Annotated in this window: 19 protein-coding genes; 6 read left to right on the top strand and 13 right to left on the bottom strand. The window is 66.6% G+C overall.

Features of this window, described 5'->3' with window-relative positions; genetic code table 11:
* Positions 1–16: 16 nt before the first annotated feature.
* Positions 17–1,624, bottom strand: coding sequence for a fatty-acid--CoA ligase FadD5 (fadD5, locus tag AAFP30_RS14100; protein WP_419230544.1), 1,608 nt, complete (start codon positions 1,622–1,624; stop codon positions 17–19).
* A 180-nt stretch (positions 1,625–1,804) separates the two neighbouring features.
* Between fadD5 and AAFP30_RS14095 the strand changes: the two genes are divergently transcribed.
* Positions 1,805–3,361: an acetolactate synthase large subunit gene (locus AAFP30_RS14095; protein WP_419230732.1), complete on the top strand. Its 1,557-nt coding sequence runs from the start codon at positions 1,805–1,807 to the stop codon at positions 3,359–3,361.
* A gap of 40 nt (positions 3,362–3,401) precedes the next feature.
* On the opposite strand, the gene AAFP30_RS14090 is transcribed toward AAFP30_RS14095, so the two are convergent.
* From AAFP30_RS14090 to AAFP30_RS14080, 3 genes are read right to left on the bottom strand one after another with little or no spacing between them, the layout of a single operon-like run.
* On the bottom strand, positions 3,402–5,120 hold the full coding sequence (locus tag AAFP30_RS14090; RefSeq protein ID WP_419230543.1) for an MFS transporter: 1,719 nt from the start codon (positions 5,118–5,120) through the stop codon (positions 3,402–3,404).
* A gap of 46 nt (positions 5,121–5,166) precedes the next feature.
* A complete protein-coding gene (locus AAFP30_RS14085; protein ID WP_419230542.1) occupies positions 5,167–5,952 on the bottom strand; it encodes an SDR family oxidoreductase in 786 nt (261 codons plus the stop codon).
* Positions 5,949–6,932, bottom strand: coding sequence for an NADPH:quinone oxidoreductase family protein (locus AAFP30_RS14080; protein WP_419230541.1), 984 nt, complete (start codon positions 6,930–6,932; stop codon positions 5,949–5,951). Before AAFP30_RS14080 ends, AAFP30_RS14085 begins: the two co-directional genes overlap by 4 nt.
* A 169-nt stretch (positions 6,933–7,101) precedes the next feature.
* On the opposite strand from AAFP30_RS14080, the gene AAFP30_RS14075 reads away from it, so the two are divergent.
* Positions 7,102–7,575, top strand: coding sequence for a MaoC family dehydratase (locus tag AAFP30_RS14075; protein ID WP_419230540.1), 474 nt, complete (start codon positions 7,102–7,104; stop codon positions 7,573–7,575).
* 34 nt (positions 7,576–7,609) lie between these two features.
* A complete protein-coding gene (locus tag AAFP30_RS14070; protein ID WP_419230539.1) occupies positions 7,610–9,106 on the top strand; it encodes an AMP-binding protein in 1,497 nt (498 codons plus the stop codon).
* A gap of 6 nt (positions 9,107–9,112) precedes the next feature.
* Here the strand turns inward: AAFP30_RS14070 and AAFP30_RS14065 are convergent, their stop codons facing one another.
* From AAFP30_RS14065 to AAFP30_RS14055, 3 genes are read right to left on the bottom strand one after another with little or no spacing between them, the layout of a single operon-like run.
* Entirely contained in the window at positions 9,113–9,787 is a 675-nt protein-coding gene (locus AAFP30_RS14065) for a TetR/AcrR family transcriptional regulator (RefSeq protein ID WP_419230538.1), read from the bottom strand.
* A gap of 10 nt (positions 9,788–9,797) precedes the next feature.
* Positions 9,798–10,940, bottom strand: a complete 1,143-nt coding sequence (locus tag AAFP30_RS14060) for an RNA polymerase sigma factor (protein WP_419230537.1) — start codon at positions 10,938–10,940, stop codon at positions 9,798–9,800.
* Positions 10,937–11,344 carry a YciI family protein gene (locus AAFP30_RS14055; RefSeq protein WP_419230536.1) on the bottom strand — a complete coding sequence of 136 codons (408 nt, stop codon included), beginning with the start codon at positions 11,342–11,344 and terminating at the stop codon, positions 10,937–10,939. The genes AAFP30_RS14060 and AAFP30_RS14055 overlap by 4 nt, the downstream gene beginning before the upstream one ends.
* 242 nt (positions 11,345–11,586) lie before the next feature.
* Here AAFP30_RS14055 and AAFP30_RS14050 point away from each other — a divergent pair, with 242 nt between their 5' ends.
* Positions 11,587–13,827 carry an NADP-dependent isocitrate dehydrogenase gene (locus tag AAFP30_RS14050; protein WP_419230535.1) on the top strand — a complete coding sequence of 747 codons (2,241 nt, stop codon included), beginning with the start codon at positions 11,587–11,589 and terminating at the stop codon, positions 13,825–13,827.
* Positions 13,828–13,994: 167 nt separating this feature from the next.
* Here the strand turns inward: AAFP30_RS14050 and AAFP30_RS14045 are convergent, their stop codons facing one another.
* The 5 genes from AAFP30_RS14045 to AAFP30_RS14025 form a co-directional block, all read right to left on the bottom strand.
* Positions 13,995–15,194 carry an alpha/beta hydrolase family protein gene (locus tag AAFP30_RS14045; RefSeq protein WP_419230534.1) on the bottom strand — a complete coding sequence of 400 codons (1,200 nt, stop codon included), beginning with the start codon at positions 15,192–15,194 and terminating at the stop codon, positions 13,995–13,997.
* A 64-nt stretch (positions 15,195–15,258) separates the two neighbouring features.
* Positions 15,259–16,254: a cyclase family protein gene (locus tag AAFP30_RS14040; RefSeq protein WP_419230533.1), complete on the bottom strand. Its 996-nt coding sequence runs from the start codon at positions 16,252–16,254 to the stop codon at positions 15,259–15,261.
* Positions 16,244–17,269, bottom strand: coding sequence for a fumarylacetoacetate hydrolase family protein (locus tag AAFP30_RS14035; RefSeq protein ID WP_419230532.1), 1,026 nt, complete (start codon positions 17,267–17,269; stop codon positions 16,244–16,246). The genes AAFP30_RS14040 and AAFP30_RS14035 overlap by 11 nt, the downstream gene beginning before the upstream one ends.
* 47 nt (positions 17,270–17,316) lie before the next feature.
* The gene (locus tag AAFP30_RS14030) at positions 17,317–18,294 is read right to left on the bottom strand and encodes a VOC family protein (RefSeq protein WP_419230531.1); all 978 of its coding nucleotides are present in this window, start codon (positions 18,292–18,294) and stop codon (positions 17,317–17,319) included.
* A 33-nt stretch (positions 18,295–18,327) separates the two neighbouring features.
* Entirely contained in the window at positions 18,328–19,449 is a 1,122-nt protein-coding gene (locus AAFP30_RS14025; RefSeq protein WP_419230530.1) for an FAD-dependent oxidoreductase, read from the bottom strand.
* A 103-nt stretch (positions 19,450–19,552) separates the two neighbouring features.
* Here AAFP30_RS14025 and AAFP30_RS14020 point away from each other — a divergent pair, with 103 nt between their 5' ends.
* Positions 19,553–20,488, top strand: a complete 936-nt coding sequence (locus tag AAFP30_RS14020; protein ID WP_419230529.1) for a LysR family transcriptional regulator — start codon at positions 19,553–19,555, stop codon at positions 20,486–20,488.
* 98 nt (positions 20,489–20,586) lie between these two features.
* Positions 20,587–21,321 carry an SDR family NAD(P)-dependent oxidoreductase gene (locus AAFP30_RS14015; protein ID WP_419230528.1) on the top strand — a complete coding sequence of 245 codons (735 nt, stop codon included), beginning with the start codon at positions 20,587–20,589 and terminating at the stop codon, positions 21,319–21,321.
* A gap of 135 nt (positions 21,322–21,456) precedes the next feature.
* On the opposite strand, the gene AAFP30_RS14010 is transcribed toward AAFP30_RS14015, so the two are convergent.
* Positions 21,457–21,633 (bottom strand): hypothetical protein, encoded by a 177-nt coding sequence (locus AAFP30_RS14010; protein WP_419230527.1) that lies wholly within the window; start codon positions 21,631–21,633, stop codon positions 21,457–21,459.
* Positions 21,634–21,642: the final 9 nt, after the last annotated feature.

Genomic DNA, 21,642 nt, shown 5'->3' with positions numbered 1-21,642 from the left:
CGGGTGGCAGACGCGATCAGTCCGCCAGACCGGCGTCCTTGCTGCCATAGGACTCGCGCAACCGCGGCTTGAGGACTTTACCGCTGGCGTTGCGCGGCAGTTCGTCGACGATGACGATGTCCTTGGGGTGCTTGAAGCGGGCGAGGTTCTCGTTGAGGTAGGGCTCCATCTCAGCGAGGGTGAGGTCGTCGACGCCCTCTGCGAGGACGACGACGGCCACCGGCACTTCACCCCACTTCTCGTGGGCGCGACCGATGATCGCGGCCTCGGTGATGCCGGGATGGCTGAACAGCACGTTTTCCACCTCGGCGCAGTAGATGTTCTCGCCACCGGAGATGATCATGTCCTTGGCGCGGTCGACGACGAACAGGAATCCGTCCTCGTCCTCGCGGACCAGGTCGCCGGAGTGGAACCAGCCACCGCGGAAGGCCTCGGCCGTGCCCTCCGGGTTTTGCCAGTAGCCCTTCATCATGTTGGGACCCCGGTAGACGATCTCGCCGACCTCGCCGCGCTTGACGTCGTTCATCAGCGGGTCGACGATGCGTGCGGTCACGCAGGGGACGACCTTGCCGATGGAACCGATCTTGGTCAGCGCATCCTTGCCCTCCAGGATCGTGGTCACCGGCGACATCTCGGTCTGCCCGAACGCGGTCATGTTGAGCGCCTCGGGGAAGCTCTCGTTCATGGCGTTGAGCACCGTGTCGGATGCGGGAGCGGCGCCCCAACTGATGGTGCGCAGTTTGAGGTTGCGGGGCTTGACCTTCTGCGCCGCGCACACCGCCTGCCATTGCGCCGGCACCATGAACACCGAGGTGGTGCCCTCGCGTTCGAGGGTGTCGAGCATGTCGTCGGGATCGAAGGCGCCGAGCGGGTGAATCACCGCGGGCACTCCCCGGTAGAAGGTCGGCGCGAAGCCACCGATGCCGGCAATGTGGAAGATCGGCGGCACGATCGAGGCCACGTCCTCATCGGAATGGCTTTGTGCCGCGCTGATGGTGGTGACCGCCTGCGCCTGGATGTTGGTGTGGGTCAACATGGCGCCCTTGGGTTTTCCGGTGGTACCCGAGGTGTACATGATCAGCGCGACGGTGTCTTCGGGGATGTCGATCTCCGGGAGATCAGAGGCGTCCTCGGCGAGGAGCGCTTCATAGTCGACGTGGGCGTCGTTGTCGCTGCCGCCGACGACGATCAGTGTGTCGATGGCACCTGTGGCCGCGCTGACCGCATCGGCGAGCGGTGCGAGCAGCGTCTCGGTGACGAACACCTTGGCGCCGCTGTCGTTGACCAGGAAGCCGAGCTCGGCGGGGCTGAGCCGGATGTTGACGGGTACGCCGATTGCACCGATCAGGTTGGCGCCGAGCACCGCCTCGACGTACTCCGGCCGGTTGAGCAGCGCCATCATCACTCGGTCGCCGGACTTGACACCGCGTCGCGACAGCGCCGCCGCGAACACCCGCGACCGCTCGTCGAGTTCACGCCAGGTCGTCGTCTGGCCTTGGTACCGGAGTGCCGGACGGTCGGGGGTCATGAACGCGTGGCGGCGGATCTGGTTGTTCCAGTGATTGCGGCGCGAACGCAAAGGTTCGGTGGTCAGGTCGTTGCTCTGGTCGGCAGCAGCGGTCATCAGGTTTCGGTTCCTTCCGTCTGACGGGTGTGACCCCACCCTAGAGTGCCGTCGGTGGTCTGGGTCACTGTTTCGGATTGGAGCTGACATTCATGTCAACTGTCGGTGCCTATCTGTGCGCGTCGCGGGCACAGTACCGTCGGGGTGCATGCTGTCGGTCGAATCTGGAGGGTGGTCATGGTGAACGGGTCGGTATCTCTGATCGAGAGTCTGGTGGCGGCCGACGTGGACGTCTGCTTCATGAACCCGGGAACCTCCGAGATGCATTTCGTCCACGCACTCGATGCCGTGCCGACGATGCGCGGGGTGCTGGGCTTGTTCGAGGGTGTGGTCACCGGAGCCGCCGACGGCTACGCACGCATCTCCGGCAAACCCGCCGCCGTGCTGCTGCATCTGGGACCCGGACTGGGCAACGGGCTGGCCAACCTGCACAACGCGCGCCGGGCGCGCAGTCCGATGCTGGTGGTCGTGGGCGCGCACGCCACCGGGCACGTTCGCTACGACGCGCCGTTGGAGTCCGACATCGAAGCCCTCTCGCGCACCGTCTCCGGGTGGGTGCACACCAGCGGCACCGCCCGTGAGGTGGCCACCGACGCGATGCATGGTTTGGCCGCAACCGAATTCGAAGGTGGACAGATCGCGACGCTGGTGCTGCCGGCCGATGTGTCCTGGGCTGAGGGCGGCATCGTCGCTCATCGGCGTCCGTGGCGGGGTCCGTCCCGGGTGCCGGACGAGGTGGTCGACGCGGCGGCCGCATTCGTCGGTGCCGGCACGTCGACGGTGCTGTTCCTCGGTGGTCCGGCGGCCGGCGAACGTGGACTGCTCGCGGCGAGTCGTATCGCCGCCGCCACGGGCGCCCGCCTGCTCCTCGAGACCTTCCCGGCGCGTCTGGAGGCCGGCGCCGGGCTGCCCGCCGTCGATGGCCTCGCGTACATGGCCGAGGCCGCGCAGCAGCAGCTCGTCGGAACCGAAACGCTCATCCTGGCGGGCGCCAAGTCGCCCGTCTCGTTCTTCGCCTACCCGGACAAGGCAAGCGACCTCGTACCCGAGGGGTGCGCGGTGCAGCCGTTCGCCGGTCCCGGTGACGATGTCGTCGACGCCCTCGAACGCCTCGCCGAGACGGTGGCCGCGGATACGCAGCCCCGGCTCGCCGATCTGGATGTGCCGACGGATGTGCCGTCAGAACCATTGGACGTCAACAACTTCGCCGGAGCCATCGCAGCCACGCTCCCGGAGCACGCGATCATCGTCGACGAGTCCAATACGTCCGGTATCGCCCTCCCCCGCGTGTTGGCGACCGCTCCCCGGCACAGTCAGCTGACGCTCACCGGCGGTGCCATCGGCCAGGGACTGCCGACTGCCGTGGGTGCCGCCATCGCCGCACCCGATCGGCCGGTCCTCTCCCTCGAGGCCGACGGGAGTGCGATGTACACGATCCAGGCGTTGTGGACCCAGGTGCGCGAGAACCTGAATGTCACGACAGTGATCCTCAACAACTCGGCCTACGCGATCCTGCGGATCGAACTACTGCGCACCGGTGCGGGTGCGGCCAACGACCGGTCCGCCCCGATGCTGTCACTGGCGGATCCGAGTCTGGACTTCGTCGCGATGGCCTCCGGCATGGGAATGCCGGCGACCCGTGTCACCACCGCCGACGGACTGGCCGAGGCGTTGCGCAATGCCTACGCCGAGCCGGGTCCGCACCTGATCGACGCGATCATCCCGCCGATCGTGTGAAGCCGCGACGAGCAAACGCTCGCCGCGGCTTCACGCCGAACTACTTCAGCGACGCCATCTCCCGCTGGATCATCGCCTCGTGCTCGACCGCATCCTCACGCGCCTGACGCGGACTCCACCGGCCACGCAGCACGAAGATGAAGGGAATGAACAGGATCTGGGCAATGACGCAGATCCACCACCAGATCTTCCACTGCCCGGGGTTGTCCGCCTGAGCCTGCTTCACGTCGGCGGCGTGCTCGGCCAGGTACGCCTGATCCTCAGCCGGGATCGGTTGCGTGCTCAGCTGCTGCAATCGGCCCACCGCCTCTTGCGGATTGGCGGCCAGACCGGCCCGCATCAGCTGGGCCACCGCGGCCGCGCCAGCACGGACGTCCCTCGGATTCTCCTTGAGCGCCCCGAGAGTTGCGGGGTCCACGGCCGTGGCCGTGGCAATCTGCTCCGGGTACTCCGCGACGATCTCCGACACGTGCGAGCCCTGATCGACGAGCGTCGACGTGGCGGGCACGACGAAGGTCAGCGCGGTCAGCGCCAGGGTGACGGTGATGCGAATCGTCCAGCCCCACACCGCCAATCCGGTCGCCGTGGCAGCCGGGTTGTGGTACTCGACGGTCTCGGTGAAGCTGGCCATCCACGCGCAGTAGGCGATGCCGCCACCGACCGCGATGACCACCAGCACGATGGCGAACGTGTAGTAGCTGGTGTCCGGTTGGGTGCTCAGCGTCGCGAAGATCGCGGTGCCGATGATGGAGATCACCGCGCCAACGACCATGAGCGGCTTGCGGACCCGGATCTTGTCGGAGACGACACCGGCCACGATGAGGGCGATGGCATTGGCGATCCAGTACCAGTTGGCCAGCGCATTGGCCTGCGCCTCGGAGTAGCCGAACGTCGTGGCGAAGTACACGACGAAGAAGCCGACCGCGATGTAATAGAACATCAGGAACAGGCTGATCGCGATGGCCGGGCCGACGATGTCGAACCGCAGCATCTGCCGCCAATGTCCGTGCAGCGCAGTCTCGGTGTCCAGTCCCTTGGCACGCGCCTCGATCAGCGCGCGTTCGGTCAGACTGACCATCAGCTGGTCCCGCAACCCCGGCGACAACTCCCGCAGCCCGAACAGCGCGATGACCGCGACGATCAGACCGACGATGCCGCAGACATAGAACTGGAAGCGCCAGTCCGGATGGGAATCGAGCGTGTGGCTGGACACCATGGTGACCACCAGGCTGCCCAGCACCGGGCCCATAGTCCAGAAGCCCATCGCCTGCGCCCGTCCCACCTGCGGCGAGAAGTCGCGGATCAGGGCCGGCGTCGCGACGAGGATCATGCCCTCGACGATGCTCAGCACCGCGAAAAAGATCGTGTACCAAGCAGTATTGGGGGCGTGCGGCAGCGCGAAGAGCACCAGGATACCGGTCACGAACAGACCGCCGACGACGAGATTGGCGCGGCCCCAACGGTCGGCGAGTCCGGCGGCCAGCGAGGCGAAGGCGCCCAACAGGTTACCGATGATCGACACCACCACGAACATGGTGAACGTCATGCCGTAGAAGTGGATGATCTTGGTGGCGACCGCACCCTGGATGTAGAGCTGGTAGTAGAGGATGACCGTGGCGAGCACGGTGATCGCGAGGTATCGGTAGCGGGCCGATGCTTCCGGATAGTGGTGCAGTTTGCGATCCCACAGGGATCGAAGAGCACTGTTCGACGGGCCGGGAGGTGGTGTTCCGATCGGCTCGGCATCGAGTCGGGTCATGCGAGTTCCCTTCACAGATGAGCAGGTGTGGTTCCGAACGCAGGGGTCATCGGGTGCCGCTGATACCTCCGTCCACCGGGAGGATCGCGCCGGTCAGGTAGGCGCCTGCGCGGGAGGACAGGAAGATCGCGGTGCCGGCGACATCCTCGTAGCTGCCCACCCGCCCGAGTGGCACACCACCTTCGACCTGCGCCCGGGCCTCCGGGTCGTCGAGCAGGAAGGCCATCATCTTCGACGGAAACGGTCCGGGTGCAATGGCATTGACGGTGATGTTCTCCGCCGCCAGAGTGGCGGCCAGCTTGCGGGTGAGCATGTGGACCGCCGCCTTGGACGCGCCGTAGGAGAAGTTCTCCGTGTGCGACACCACGAGGCCGTCGATGGACCCGATGTTGATCACCCGCGCCGGTCCGGCGGCGTCGGCGGCAGTCCGTAACTGAGGCAGCAACGCTTGGGTCATCTCGAACACCGAGGTGACGTTGAGGTTTAGGATCTTGTCGAAGCCCGACCGCGGGAACTCGTCCACCGGGGCACCCCAGGTGGCGCCGGCGTTGTTGACCAGGACATCGACGGCGTCGAAGGTGTCGCGCACGTGGCCGGCCAACGCGGCGATGCCCTCGGGCGTCGACAGATCCGCGGCGAACGCGGATACGGCACCGACCGTCGAGAGTTCTTCCTGCGCAGCCTGACAGGCGTCTGGCTTGCGGGAGGAGATGATCACCCGCGCCCCGGCCTCGGCGAAGCCCCGCGCGATCATCATGCCGATACCGCGCGTACCGCCGGTGACGACCACACGTTTGCCGGTGACGTCGAACAGCGACCCAGCCGCGCTCACGGCGTGAACACCAGACGCCCGACGGTGGAGCCGTCGCCCAGTCGTCCGAGACCCTCGGCGACATCGGAGAATGCGAGCCGCTCCCCGATCAGCGGCTTGAGCGATCCGGCATCGGCCATCCGGGTCAACTCGGCGTGACACTCGTCGATGACCGCGCGGTTCTTGGACTGGTACAGACCCCAGTGCAGGCCCACGATCGAATAGTTCTTGATCAGTGCATGATTGAGCGCCGGCTGCGGAATGGTGCCGCCGGCGAAGCCGATGACCACGATGCGTCCCTCGAAGGCAATACATTTCGTGGAACCGGCATACGCGTCGCCGCCGACGGGATCGAACACGATGTCGGCGCCATGTCCGCCGGTGACGTCCTTGACCGTCGCGACGAAGTCGTCGGTCCGCCGGTCGACGACCACGTCGGCCCCGAGTTCGGTCGCGTAGCGGGCCTTTTCGGGTCCACCGACGACGCCGATCACCGTCGCACCCGCGGCCTTGCCGAGTTGCACCGCGGCGCTGCCCACACCACCGGCCGCGGCATGCACCAGCAGGTAGTCGCCGGCGGCGATCGACGTCCGACGATGCAGCGCAAACCACGCCGTCTGGTAACCAATGGTCAGCGCGGCGGCCTCGGCGTCGTCGAGGGCAGCCGGGGCCGGAAAGACGTTGGCCTCGTTCATCACCGCGTACTCGGCGAACGCGCCGCCGGGCAGGATCGGGGTGCCGACCACGCGGTCGCCGATCGCCGCGCGCGTCACCCCTGCGCCGACTGACACGACCTCGCCGCACAGCTCCACACCCGGCGTGAACGGCAGCGGCGGTTTGATCTGGTACTCGCCGCGACACAGCAGCACGTCGGGGAAGTTGGCCGGGGCCGCGAGGACTCGGACCAGCACCTCGCCGTCACCAGGGGTCGGGTCGGGTATTTCCTCGAAGCGCAGGACGTCGCGGGCTTCACCCAGGTCGGGTACGCGCCAGGCTTTCATCTCGGTGATTTCTCCTCATCGGGTTGTGGGTGTGATCGAGTGCGTTTCGTGCCGGTGACGCACCACGACACGGCCGGGGTGCGTGATCCAGGTCTCAGCAATGTATAGTTGAACTTGCCGTCAACTTCAATAGTGTGGACCTCGCGAGTCACCGTCGACAGGAGTATTCATGGACACCAGCACCCTCCCCGTTCGCCCCGCCAACGCCGCTGACCTGGCAGAACTGATCGGCAAAGAGATCGGTCCGACGGACTGGTACACCGTCGATCAAGATCGCGTAAACACCTTCGCCGACGCCACGGACGACCATCAGTGGATTCACATCGACACCGCCAAGGCCGCGGACAGCCCCTTCGGTGGGACGATCGCGCATGGTCTGCTGAGCTTGTCGCTCGGGCCCCACCTGTCGGGTCAGTTGCTGGCTTTCGACAGCTTCGCGGCCGGACTCAATTACGGCTACAACAAGGTTCGTTTTCCATCGCCGGTGCCGGTGGGTTCCCGGGTCCGGATGCGGGTCACCGTCGTGGCCGCCGACGAGGTGCCCGGCGGCATCCAGGTCACCACCCAGCAGGTCCTCGAACGGGAGGGCTCCGACAAGCCGGTGATGGTCGCGGAGTCCATTGCCCGCGTCATCGCCGGCTGACCACCCCTCCTCCACCGAAAGGCTCTGTGCCGCAATGCCCAATCTGCTCGATCCCATCACCCGCCACGCCGCGGCCAACGGCACATCGATCGCGCTGCGGTCCGACGACGGCGAGATCACCTACGCCGAGCTGCGCGCCCGCAGCCTGCGGTACGGCGGAGCGTTACGCGCCGCCGGCATCCGGGCCGGCGACCGGGTGTTGCTCGCGGCCCCGTCGGTGCCGGAGTTCGTGGTGTCCTACATGGGGATTCAGGCGGTGGGCGCGACGGTCATCACGGTCAACACGATGTCGACCGCCACCGAGGTGGAGTATTTCCTGACCGACTCGCAGGCCGCGCTGGCTATCGGTTGGTATGAACTCGGTCCCGCGGTGTCGGAGGCGGCACACGTCGAGTCGATTCCCTACTGGGAGTTGCGACCCGGCGCCGAGGTCGACGCCGAACCGCTAGCCGACGCCGTCGACCGCCCCGTCGACGACACCGCCGCCATCCTGTACACCTCGGGCACCACCGGCAAACCCAAGGGCGCCGAACTGACCGTCGCCAATCTGCTTGCCGCCGGCGAGATCTCGTCGGAGATCAGCAACAGCACCGCCGACGACCGGGTGGGCACGGGCCTGCCGCTGTTCCATGTGTTCGGGCAGGCGTCGGTGATGATGTCGGCGCTGACCGGGGGCGGATCGATCTCACTGCTCAAGCGGTTCACCCCGGTCGGCATGGTCGAGATGCTGCGCCGAGACCGGTTGACCGTCGTGTGCGGTGTACCGACGATGTGGAATGCCATGCTGCACGGCGCCGATGGCGCGGGCGCCGACGAATTCGCGCAGCTGCGGATCGCGGTGTCCGGTGGTGCGTCGCTGCCGGGCGAGGTCGCCCGCGCGTTCGAGTCGACGTTCGGGTGCAGTCTGCTGGAGGGGTACGGCCTCACCGAGACCGCAGCGATGGCCACCTTCAACGACATCGATCGGGGAGCCAAGATCGGTTCCACGGGGCGGGTCGTACCGCGTACCGCGATCGAGATCCGTGATCACGACGGAAACGTTTGTCCGGCAGGCACGGTCGGTGAGGTCTTCATCAAGGGCGCCACAGTGATGAAGGGGTACTGGAAGCGGCCGGACGCCACCGTGGCGGTGCTGTCGGACGGCTGGTTCCGCACCGGCGACCTTGGTGTGTTCGACGACGGCCACGACCTGCGCATCGTGGACCGGGTCAAGGACCTCATCATCCGCGGCGGGTACAACGTGTATCCCGGCGAGGTCGAAGAGGTGCTCTACCAACATCCCGACGTGGTCGAGGCGGCGGTGATCGGGGTACCGGATGCGCATTACGGCGAAGAGGTGGCCGCCGTGGTCGCGTTACGGCCGGGCGCGGCGGTGACCGCCGACGACATCACCACGTGGTCTCGAGAGAAGTTGTCCGCGTACAAGGTTCCGCGCATCGTCCGATTCGTCGACGCGCTGCCGAAGGGATCCACCGGCAAGATTCTCAAGCGGGAGATCGATCGATCGGAGTTGCAGGCGGCTCGGGCCTGAGCCCGATCAGCGGGTCAATCCCAATGCGTTGACCCACAACGTCGTGCTGGTCTCGATGAGGATTTCGGCGTCGACCGGGTCCTCGTCGAGCGCCGGTTCGACGACGAACACCGAGAACGCGAGTCGGCTGATCATGCCCGACAGCGCGCGTGCCGCGAGCATCGGATCCAAGCGGTCGTCGACAAGTCCGCGGCGTTGCAGCGCCTCGATGCTGCGAGCGTTGCGTCGGATGAAGGCCTGCGCACGTTCGTGGCGGAACCGGCGGAACCCGGGATCGATGTTGGCGACCTCCTCGAGGACCCCCATCAGCTGCGCATTGCGTTGGTAAGCCTCGAAATACGCCCGATTGCTGGCCTCGATAACCGCCACCGCATCACCGTCGCCGGCCACGTGCGGCAGACCGGGATGGAGCATGTCCTCCTGCGCCATTTCGAGCACTGCGGCAAGGATCTCCTCCTTGGTGGCGAAATAGGTGTAGAACGTGCCCGACGAACACTTTGCCTCGCTGGTGATGTCGATGAGCCGGGTCTGTAGATATCCGGTGCGCTCGAACACGATTCGGGCCGCGGTGATCAGCGAGGCCCGGGTGCGGATTCCGCGCTGCGTCGATGGCGGTTCGCGCAGCACGGCCCAGTTCGTCGTCGGCGGGGCCGATGCGTCCTCGTCGGCGGATTCACCCATGGGCACAACGCTATAGCAGCGACTGCCGGAGGCGCGCGGCCTCGCGGGTGAGGTGGTCGCGTTCGGGCACCGACGTCGCAGCGTGTGCGGCCTCGGCGTACAGCGCCGCCGCACGCTCGGTGTCGCCGGCCCGCTCGTGGAGATAGGCGGCGACTGCGGTATGACGCGGCACTCCGGGATCCACCCCGGCCAGCGCCGCCAGCCCGGCCTGCGGCCCGTCGGCTTCGCCGACCGCAACCGCCCGGTTGAGACGGACCACCGGACTGCCGGTGAGGCCGAGCAGTTCGTCGTACCACTCCACGATCTGGACCCAGTCGGTGTCGGCGGCGGTCGGGGCATCGGCGTGCAGCGCGGCGATCGCCGCCTGCGCCTGATACTCCCCCAACCGGTCGCGGGCCAGTGCGGTCTGCAGGATGTCGACACCCTCGGCGATCAGCGTCGTGTCCCATCGGGTGCGGTCCTGATCGGCCAGGGGCACCAGTCGTCCGCCCGGTCCGGTGCGCGAGACCCGTCGGGCGTGGTGCAGCAGCATCAGTGCCAACAGTCCGGAGACCTCGGGTTCGTCGGTCGCCGACGCGAGTTGCCGAGCGAGCCGGATGGCTTCCGCGGCGAGGTCGACGTCGCCGGTGTAGCCCTCGTTGAAGACCAGGTACAACACACGTAGCACGGTCGACAGATCACCAGGCTGATCGAGCGACAGACCGTTGAGCTTGCGCTTGGCCCGACTGATCCGCTGCGCCATCGTTGCCTCGGGCACAAGGTAGGCCGCCGCGATTTGCCGAGTGGTGAGACCGCCCACCGCGCGCAGCGTCAGCGCCGCCGCCGAACTCGATGACAGCGTGGGATGCGCGCAGAGGAAGTAGAGCGCGAGGGTGTCGTCGACCTCCGACGCCGAACCCGGCGGAGGTTCGGCGTCGACGACGAGTTCGCGTCCGCGGCGCGCGGAGTCGGCCCGGGCGAGATCGATGAACCGATGCCAGGCCACCGACACCAGCCACGCCTTCTCGTTGCGCGGCGGGTCGTCGGGCCACGTCTGCAGCGCGCGGATCAACGCCTCCTGGACAGCGTCCTCGGCCGACGCGAAGTCGGCGCCGCGGTGGACCAGCACACCGATCACCGACGGCACCAACTCGCGCAGCAGCGACTCGTTCACTCGGTCTCGCGTGGATGCTCCGACATGAACGGCCGCACCTCGAGCCATTCGTAGATCGGTTCGCCACGGGGTCCCGGCGCGGCCGACAGTTCGCCCGCCAACTCCAGGGCCCGGTCGTAGGTGTCGACGTCGATGACCATCCACCCGGCGATCAGGTCCTTGGTCTCGGCGAACGGACCGTCGGTGACCGGTGCCCGGCCGTCACCGTCGTAGCGCACGAATGTGCCCTCGGGAGCCAACGCCTGGGCGTCGACGAACTCGCCCGACCCCTCGAGCTTCGTCGCGAAGTCACGCATGAACTGGATGTGGGCGTCGATCTCGTCGGGTGCCCACTGGTCGATGGGAGCGAGATCCTTGTGCGGCGTCGGGCCACCCTGATAGTGCTTGAGCAGCAGATACTTCATGGCAATCTCCTTTGTCGTCGTGCGACCGGTGGGCCGCTCGTATCCCTGGGACGGTGCCGACGCCCCGTTCTCGACATCATCGCGACAACTTTTTTCCGTCCACCCGATTCTGGCCCGGCGTGACGTGATCCACACATCACCTACCCCATCCGTGCGCGCCATCTGACACCAACCGCGATACTGGTACAGCGAGACGCACGGACCACAAGTCGCGTGCCCGACAATGGAGGCGAAAGAGGAACATGACCGCGGATAAGCCGACCATCATTTACACGCTGACCGACGAGGCGCCGATGCTGGCGACGTACGCCTTTCTTCCGGTGATACGAACGTTCGCCGACGCCGCCGACATCAACGTCGAGACCAGCGACATCTCGGTTGCCGCCCGCGTCCTCGCCGAATTCCCCGATTACCTGACCGACGAGCAGAAGGTTCCCGACAATCTCGGTGAGCTCGGCCGTCTGACCCAACTGTCGGAGACCAACATCATCAAGCTGCCCAACATCAGCGCATCGGTCCCCCAGCTGCAGGCAACCATCAAGGAACTGCAGGCCAAGGGCTACGCGATCCCCGACTTCCCCGGCAACCCGAAGACCGATGAGGAAAAAGAGATCCGCGATCGCTACACCAAGTGCCTCGGCAGTGCGGTGAACCCTGTTCTGCGCGAAGGAAACTCGGATCGGCGTGCGCCGCAGGCGGTCAAGGGGTACGCGAAGAAGCATCCGCACAGCATGGGCAAGTGGTCCATGGCGTCGCGGACCCACGTCGCGCACATGACCGAGGGCGACTTCTACCACGGTGAGAAGTCGATGACCGTCGACGGCGACCGCGAGATCAAGATGGAGCTGATCCCGCACGGCGGCGGCGAGACAGTCGTCCTCAAGCCCAAGGTCACGCTGAACGACGGCGACGTCATCGACAGCATGTTCATGAGCAAGAAGGCGCTCGTCGACTTCTACGAGAAGCAGATCGACGACGCCTACGAGACCGGCGTCATGTTCTCGCTGCACGTCAAGGCCACCATGATGCGTGTGTCGCACCCCATCGTGTTCGGTCACGCGGTGAAGGTCTTCTACAAGGACGCCTTCGCCAAGCACGGTGAGCTGTTCGACGAACTCGGTGTGAACGTCAACAACGGTCTGTCGGACCTGTACAGCAAGATCGAATCCCTGCCGAGTGCGCAGCGCGAGGAGATCATCGACGACCTGCACAAGTGCCACGAGCATCGTCCCGAGCTGGCCATGGTCGACTCGGCCCGCGGTATCTCGAACTTCCACTCCCCGAGCGATGTCATCGTCGATGCGTCGATGCCTGCGATGATCCGGGCCGGCGGCAAGATGTACGGCGCCGACGGTCGACTCAAGGACACCAAGGCGGTCAACCCGGAGTCGACCTTCGCCCGCATCTATCAGGAGATGATCAACTTCTGTAAGACCAACGGTGCGTTCGATCCCACCACCATGGGTACGGTGCCCAACGTCGGTCTGATGGCGCAGAAGGCCGAGGAGTACGGCTCGCACGACAAGACCTTCGAGATCGCGCAGGCCGGTACCGCCAACATCACTGACCTCAAAACCGGTGAGGTGCTGCTGACCCAGGAGGTCGAGGAGGGCGACATCTGGCGTCTGTGCATTGTCAAGGACGCGCCGATCCAGGACTGGATCAAGCTGGCCGTGACGCGGTCGCGGGACTCGGGCATGCCGGTCGTCTTCTGGCTCGATCCGTACCGTCCGCACGAGAACGAGCTCATCGCGAAGGTCCGCAAGTACCTGCCCGATCACGACACCGAAGGCCTCGACATCCAGATCATGTCGCAGGTGCGTGCCATCCGGTACACCATGGAGCGACTGATCCGCGGGCTGGACACCATCTCCGCGACCGGCAACATCCTGCGCGACTACCTCACCGACCTGTTCCCCATCCTCGAGTTGGGTACCAGCGCCAAGATGCTGTCGATCGTGCCGCTGATGGCCGGTGGCGGTCTCTACGAGACCGGTGCGGGCGGCTCGGCCCCCAAGCACGTCAAGCAGCTCGTCGAGGAGAACCACCTCCGCTGGGATTCGCTCGGCGAGTTCCTCGCGCTCGCGGTCAGCCTCGAGGAGCTGGGCAAGAAGTTCGACGACAAGCGCGCCACGCTCCTGGCCAACGCGCTCGACGCCGCGACCGGGCAGCTGCTCGAGAACGACAAGGGGCCCTCGCGCAGCACCGGTGAACTCGACAACCGCGGCAGCCAGTTCTACCTCGCCATGTACTGGGCACAGGAGCTGGCCAAGCAGACCGAGGACCCCGAACTCGCCAAGCAGTTCGCCGGACTGGCCGACACCTTGGCGAAGAACGAGGACACCATCGTCAAGGAGCTCAACGAGGTGCAGGGGAACGAGGCCGATCTCGGTGGCTACTACTACCCGGACCCGGAGAAGGCTGCCGCGGTGATGCGTCCGAGCAAGACGTTCAACGAGGTGCTGGAGTCGGCGCGCGGCTGAGCCGCCCCACCGTTCCCTGAGCCGTCCCACCGCTCCCTGAGCCTGTCGAAGGGCAAACGCTCAGGTTCCTACCAAACGCTCACTGTGCAAGGTGAGCGGACGGTAGGAACCTGAGCGTTTGTGGTTGTTTCGGGAACCGTAGCGGCCTACGACGGGTTGGGGACGGCTCAGCGGACGGCGGCCACTTCCGGGGCCGACGTGCGGGTGGCAGCCAGTTCGGCGAAGGTGTCGGCAACCCAGTCGGCGATGAAGCTGCTGACGTGACCGAAGTTGTCGAGACCGATGTGTTCGGTGGCCCCCTCGTCGGCGGTGAACACGCGCAGTTCCCGCTTGGGACTGTTGACGGCCTGGTCGTAGGACCGGTACGCGAGCTCGACCGGGATCTGACGGTCACCTTCGCCGTGCGCGACGAGGAACGGGACGGTGATCTGTTCGACGACACCGTCGAGGTTGACGTTGTCGGCCATGTCGAGGAATTGGTCGAGGTCGGTCTCGCCCCAGACCCACAGGACGTGGTCCCAGTAGTGCGGCACCGGACGCTCACCCTCCTTCTCGACACGACGACGCTGCACCTTGCCCCAGTCGTGGTTGGCGCCCCACGCCACGCACAGTGCGAGGCGCTTCTCGAACGCCGCCGCGCGGGGTGCGTAGTAGCCGCCGAGCGACCAGCCGACGATGCCGATGCGGCTCGAGTCGATGGTCGGGTCGCTCTCCAGGAAGTCGACGCAGGCGGCGGCCCATTCCTCGGTGTCGATCTGGGCGGTCAGTCCCTGCTTGCGCAGTGCCTCACCGGATCCGGGGGTGTCGACCATGAGCGTCGCGATGCCGCGGGCGGCGAGCTCGCGACTGTGCTCGGACACGTACATGTGTTCCTTGGTGCTATCGAGGCCGTTCCACTGGATCATCGCCGGGGTCGGGGCACCGCCGGTGGTGATCGGCTTGGTGTAGTACGCGGGCAGTGTGGTGTCGCGGAACGGGATCTCGACGCGGCGGGTCAGCGGATCGGCGAGTTCGAAGGAACGTTCCATCAACCGCAGGCAGCGGCCGTAAGTGGCGTTGCGTTCGGGGGTGCCGGCCTGCTGCATGCGTTCGGCGGTGATCAGGTAGTTGGCGGCCCGTGCGTAGGTCTGGCCCGCGGTACGCAGATGACCCCTACGCACGTTCTCCTCGGCCTGCTCCTCGAGTTGGTCGACGAGTGTCGTCCAGCTGCGCAGGAAGTCCTCGGTGCCGACGTCCTCGTTGGTCGAGGCGACGTCGCGCAGTGGGCGGCAGGCGCGGTCGATCTCGTCGATGCGGCCGCCGCTGTTGAGGGCGCCGTTGACGGCGAAATTCCAGACGTATTTGTTGCCCTGGAAGTATTCGAACATGTCATTTCTCCAAATTGTGTTGGTGGTCAGTGGTTTTCGCGGAGGGTGGTCACTGCGATGAGAGTCATCGCAGCGCAATCGGATTGACCGGCGCGCCGACTGCTCCGGTGACCGGCAGGGGTGCGGCGGTGAGGAGGAACTCGTAGCGGCCGTCGGCGGTGCAGGCGGTGGCGAGGTCGTCGAGGTGCCACATCTCGCCGATGAACAGGCCCATGTTGGGGATGGCCACTTGGTGCAGCGGCTGGAAGGCGACGTCGAACTCGTTGGGCCGCACCTCGAATCCCCAGGTGTCGGTGACGATGCCGGCGATGTCGGTCTGCCGCAGCCAATCCGCGGTGGTAAACGAGAGGCCCGGGGCGGCGCCGCCGGCGTAGTCGCCCCAGCCGTCGCGCAGTGCGCGCGTGAGTTGTCCGGTGCGGACCAGCACGAAGTCGCCACGCCCAACCGCTGCGGTACTCCCCTGCGCTTCGATGGTCTGCTCGAGATGTGCTGTCGTGATGGCGAATCCGTCGGGCAATTCACCATCGGTGCCGAACGTGCGCCCGACGTCGAGGAGCACTCCGCGACCGACCATGCGGTCGGCGGCGGTCTCGATGCCGGTGACGCGGTCGCCGTCGGAGGTGACGACCTGTCCGGCGCGTCGGCCGTTCCAGGCGCGGCCGTGATCGAAGATGTGGCCGAGGCCGTCCCACTGGGTGCTGCACTGCAACGGCATCGAGATGACGTCGTCGGCGCCGCCGAGTCCGTGCGGGAAGCCCTGCACGCCGGCTTCGGCGTCGGTGCCGGTGTCGAGCATGGTGTGGACCGGGTTACTGCGTCGGCGCCAGCCCTTTTGGGGGCCGTCGTTGTCGAACGGGAGGGCCAGGCTGAACGGCCGTCCGGAGCGCACCAGGGTGGCGGCGTAGGCCCGGTCGGCGGCGGTGATGTTGTTGAGGGTGCCGTGCACGTCGTCGTCGCCCCAGCGGCCCCAGTTGGAGCAGCGGGCGACGGCGGCAGCGATGGCGCCCTCGGGGTCGGTCCGGTCGAGGGTGATCGGCGAAGTGGTGGTGTCAGTGCTCACGGGTACTCCCTGCGGTGGTTGCGGCGAGGTCGGGCGAAGGTTGCTCGTCGCGGCGGCGGTGTTGATCGGTCATGCGTGGGGCGGGAATCGGCGGATGGGCGGGGCGTGGAGCACCGACGACGTTGCGTAGTGTGCCGATGCCCTCGACGGTCAGTTCCACCACGTCCCCCTCGGTCAGTGGCGCCGGGTCGAGAGTGCCGCGGCGACCCCACAATTCGGCGAGGCAGCCACCGTTGCCGACGGTGCCCGAGCCCAGGACGTCGCCGGGTTTGACGACGCTGTTGCGGGAGGCGAACGCGATCATGGTGGCGAACGTCCAGCCCATGTTGGCGGTGACGTCGTGCCCGATGACCTCACCGTTGATACGGACGGTGCAGGCGAGGTCGAGGAAGCCGTCGGCGTCGACGCGATCGGTGAACTCGTCGGCGGTGACGATGACCGGTCCGAGCGAGTTGGCGAAGTCCTTGCCCTTGGCCGGCCCGAGTCCAACCTGCATCTCGCGGCCCTGCAGGTCGCGGGCCGACCAATCGTTGAGGATGGTGTAGCCGAAGATAAGGTCATCGGCCTCCTCGATCGGTACGTCCGTGCCGGTTCCGCCGACGACGGCGGCGACCTCGAGCTCCAGGTCGAGCTTCGCCGATCCGCCGGGTGGGCGCACCACGGCCTCCGGGCCGACGACGGTGTGTGGGTTGGTGAAGTAGAAATGCGGTGCGTCGCACCAGGCGTCGGGCACTCCGGCCTGCCCTTCGATCGACTGCCGGACACCCTCGACGTGCTCGGCGAAGGTGACGAAGTCGCGGATGGTGGGCGGTTGCAGGGGTGCGTCGAGCCTGGCCTCGTCGAGCGGTCGGGTCTCGCCGGTCTCGACGGCACGGGCACCTTCGCGCAGGGCGGCATCGAGTCCGGTGCCGATGACGTCGACCATGGTGCGACCGGGCGCCAGGAGGTGCGCGCCGGAGTCGGTGAGCACCGCAGCGCGCTGAGTTCCGTCGACGGTGACGGTGGCGAACTTCATCGCGTGAACCTTTCTTTCTGTGGCTGAGGTCGAGTGAGATATCAGAATCAGACCGGCGGGGCGACGAACAGGCCCTTGTCCGGATCGTTGAACGACTGGCTCGCCACGAACTCGTTCATCGCGTTGGCGGTGCCCCACTGGTCGGTGACCTCGGGATCGGAGAAGTCGTAGAGGTGCGGATGCCACGTGTCCTCGTCGAGCACCTCGAGTTCGGTGGTGTACTCCATGGTGTTGCCGTTGGGGTCGAGGAAGTAGGAGAAGGTGTTGTTGCCGGCCATGTGTCGGCCGGGGCCCCAGATCTTTTCGGCGCCCGTGCGCAGCAGTCGTCCGGTGCCGCGCATGTACTCGTCGAGGCCGCGCAGTTCGAACGAGGCGTGGTGCAGGGCGACGTGCGGTCCGCGGGCGATGGCGATCGAGTGGTGGGCGGTGTTGGTTCGCATGAACCACATCATTCGACCCATGCGCGGGTGCATGAGGATGTCGGACACCCGAAAACCGAAGTGCCGCTCATAGAATGCCACCGTCGCTTCCGGATCGGGGCTGTTGATCACGACGTGCGACAGTTTGACCGGGACGGACTCGCCTTCCTCGATCTTGCGGTGGGTTCGGATGTCGACGTCGGCGGAGATCTCGATGGTGCGGCCGTCGCCGTCGAAGAACCGGAATCCGTAACCGGCGCCGGGTGTCTGGAGGGTGCCGGGTTCGGCGATGAGGCTCACGCCGTCGCGGCCGAGGCGCAGGGCCAGGTCGTCGACGGCCTGGCGGTCGGCGGCGCCGAAGGAGATGAGGTCGAGTCGTTTGTCGGTCGACTTGCGTACGCGCACCACATACTTCTCGGGGGATCCCTCGGCGGCGAGGTAGGTGACGTCGCCGTCGGTGCCGACCTCGGTCAATCCCCAGTTGCCGGTGTAGAACTCGATCTGCTTCTGGTAGTCCGGAACGGCGATGCCGATGTGGCGTAGGTGGGTGAAGGCGTAATCGGCGGGTGCGTCGGCGACGGGTTCGTGAATGGTGTCCGTGGTCATCGGTGACTCCAAAGTGTTGGGGCGGTGAATGTGTCAGGCGGGGGTGGTCAGCAGGGCGGCGATCCGGCCCATCAGGCCGGGGACGTCGCCCTGCTCGTGGTCGAGCATCCAGCGGCCGAGTTGGACCGAGGCGTCGACGACGGCCGTCGCGCGGGCGAGGCGTCGCTGGGTGAACTCGGCCCACATCGCGTCGTCGATGTCGGAGTGGGTGACGAGGACGTCGGCGAGGACCGAGGCATCCTCGAGTGCCTGTGCGGCGCCCTGCGCCAGGGTGGGTGGGCAGCTGTGGGCGGCGTCGCCGAGCAGTACGACTCGGCCGCGGTGCCACGGCCCGTCCACCACATGGGTTTCGAAGCGCGTGTAGTTGATGCGAGACGGGTCGGTCATGCCGGCGCGGATGTCGTCCCACGGTCCGTGATACTGCTCGGCCAGGGCGCGCATCGTCGCGAGCGACTCCTCGGGGGCCAGCGCGCTGCGATCCTGGGAGTCTTCGACGAGGTAGGCGTAGAGCGAGTCTTCGCCGGTCGGGCAGAAGCCGGCGATGTAGCACGCACCGCCGTACGTGAGTTCGGTGCGGGTGACCGACTCCGGGCGCGGCGCGAATACCCGCCAGATGCTCATCCCGGTCCCCTGCGGGTCCGCCTCGATACCGAGATGGCGGCGGGTCCACGAGCGCAGACCGTCGGCGCCGACGACGAGGTCGTAGCGTCCGCTGGTCTGATCGGCGAAGGTCACGCTGACGCCGTCGTCGTCCTGCTCGAGCGCGGTGACGGTGGTGCCGAATCGGGCTTTGACGCCGGCTTCGGCGGCGCGTTCGATGAGGATCTTCGCGAGCGTGGGTCGGTACATGCCCAAGGTCGCCGGGAGGTCCTCGCCGCCGGTGCGGGCATCGAGGAGTTCGGCCACCAGATCGCCGCCGGGTGTGCGGATGCCGAGCGTGTCGAAGGCGTATCCGTGGCCGCGGACTTCATCCCAGACGCCGAGTTCACGGAGTACGCGCAAGGCGTTGCCCTGCAGGGTGATTCCGGAGCCGAGTGCGGAGACGTCAGGTTTGATGTCGATCAGGTCGACGGTGGCGCCCTGCTCGGCGAGCAGGATCGCGGTGGCCGTCCCGGCGACACCCGCGCCGATGACGAGTGCGTTCAATGGTGACATGGTGGGGAACTCCTGTTGGCTGTGGTCCCAACCACAATGCGTCCGCGGTCACTATTTGGGAAGGCGAAGTTTTGGATATTCGGTATAGCTATCATCAATACTCATGGCGACCATGAAAACTCCGCGGCAACTGCGCAACCTCGACCTCAATCTGCTGGTCGCGCTGGATGCCCTGCTCGACGAGCGCAACGTGTCGCGGGCGGCGGAGCGATTGGGCGTGGCGCAACCCAGCGCGAGTGCCGCACTGGCACGTCTGCGACGGCACTTCAACGATCCGTTGCTGCGGCGCAACGGAAATCGATACGAACTCACGCCGCTGGCGGCGAATCTGCGACCACTCACCGCCACCGCTCTCGTCACCGTGCGGAGGGTGTTCGACGCGGCGCCGACCTTTGATCCGGCCACTGCGGATCGGACGTTCACCATCGTGGTCAGCGACTATGCCGTGCTGCGGATCGGCGAGCCGCTGGCTCGGGTGCTGCATGACCGCGCACCGGGGGTGCAGCTACGCCTGGAGCAGAACACGCCGTCGGTGGTCGATGCGGCCGAGGACACACTCCGCACCATCGACGGGATCGTGATCCCCTACGGATTCATCTCACGCGCTTCGTACATCGAGTTCCCGCCCGACGACTGGGTCTGCGTTTGTGCGGCCGACAACCCCGATATGGGCGACGAATTGACCCTCGACGACCTCCGCCGCTCGCCGTGGGTGGTGACCTTCCACGGGCCCACCGCGTTCACCCCCGCGCTCCGGCAACTGCAGACGCTGGGTGTCGAACCGAACATCGAGGTGGTGATGGAATCGTTTCTGGCGGTGCCGTTCCTCGTCACCGGCACCCGCCGCATCGCGCTGCTGCAACGATCGCTGGCCGAACGGTTGCGACCGGTCGCCGACCTGCGGGTGCTCCCCTGCCCGGGTGACGTTGCCCCGTTGCGCGACGCCTTCTGGTGGGACCCGATCCATGACGCCGATCCGGGGCACATCTGGCTGCGCGAAATCATCGCCGAGATCGCTGGTGTCGAACCGCTGTCGTAACGGGTATCCGTGCGCTCGATAGCCGGTATCGGTACTTCGGGATTCCCTTGTGCCGTCCGATCGGGTCACCCTGGTGGACTGATACGAGGAGGTAGTCGATGTCGGAACTGGCGGGCCAGACAATCGTGGTGACCGGAGCCGGCGGCGGCATCGGTGCGGCCATCGTGCGACGACTCATTGGGGCGGACGCCCGGGTCGTCGGTCTCGATCGAACCGCTGGTGACGGCGTTCGGGCCTTCGACGTCACCGACCCCGCCCAGTGGTCCGGCCTTGCTTTCGAACTCGCCGACGACGGGGTGCATGGGCTCGTCAACTGTGCGGGCATCACCCGACGTGCACGCATCGATACGGTGTCTGCCGACGACATGGCCGCCGCTTACGCCGTCAACGTCATCGGCCCCACGCTGGCGATCCAGGCGCTCGCGCCGCTGATGCCGCCGGGCGGATCGATCGTCAACATCGGGTCGATCGCGGCGCTGACCGCCCATTACCCTGTCGCCTACACCACCAGCAAATGGGCGCTGCGCGGTCTGACCCACACCGCCGCCCTTGCGCTGGGCGACAGCGGAATCCGTGTCAATATCGTGCATCCGGGGTTCATCGACACTCCGATGACCGCGTCGGCGCCGACGGTTTTCCGGGACGCGTCGATCGCCGAGAGCGCGTTGGGCCGGGCAGGTAACCCAGAAGAGGTCGCGGGCACCGTCGAGTACCTTCTCGGTCCGGCGTCGAGCTACACCACCGGAGCCGAGATCACCGTCGACGGCGGCGCGACGTCCCACGGCGGGGTGAAATCGATTGCGGATGCATTGTTTCCGGTCGGTTTGCGCTGACGCCTGAGCAGCCGCCGGCAATCGCCACCAAAACCGCCCCACCAAACCACCCTTTGCGCAAACCCACCCCAGTGCGGGAGGCCATCGCAAATACGTCGAAGGAAGCGTTGTGGTGGGCGGCATTGCTGGGTGGTTTCAGCCGATGCGTTGTCGAGCCGGATCGGTCGCCGGATAGCCTCGGGACATGACAACCACTGCGGTCCGAATGGCGAATCCTCCCGAGAGCACGCTTCGTCGATGAGGACGCTGGTCCTCGGTGGCCGAGGCGCGGTCGGCCGCGTCGTCGTCGACGAACTCCGACGAGCTGGTCACGAAGCCACC

The sequence above is a fragment of the Gordonia sp. CPCC 205515 genome (assembly GCF_048537925.1).
GTDB lineage: Bacteria > Actinomycetota > Actinomycetes > Mycobacteriales > Mycobacteriaceae > Gordonia.
Note: the sequence above shows the minus strand (reverse complement) of the source record. Positions and strands in the feature narration are given on the sequence as shown.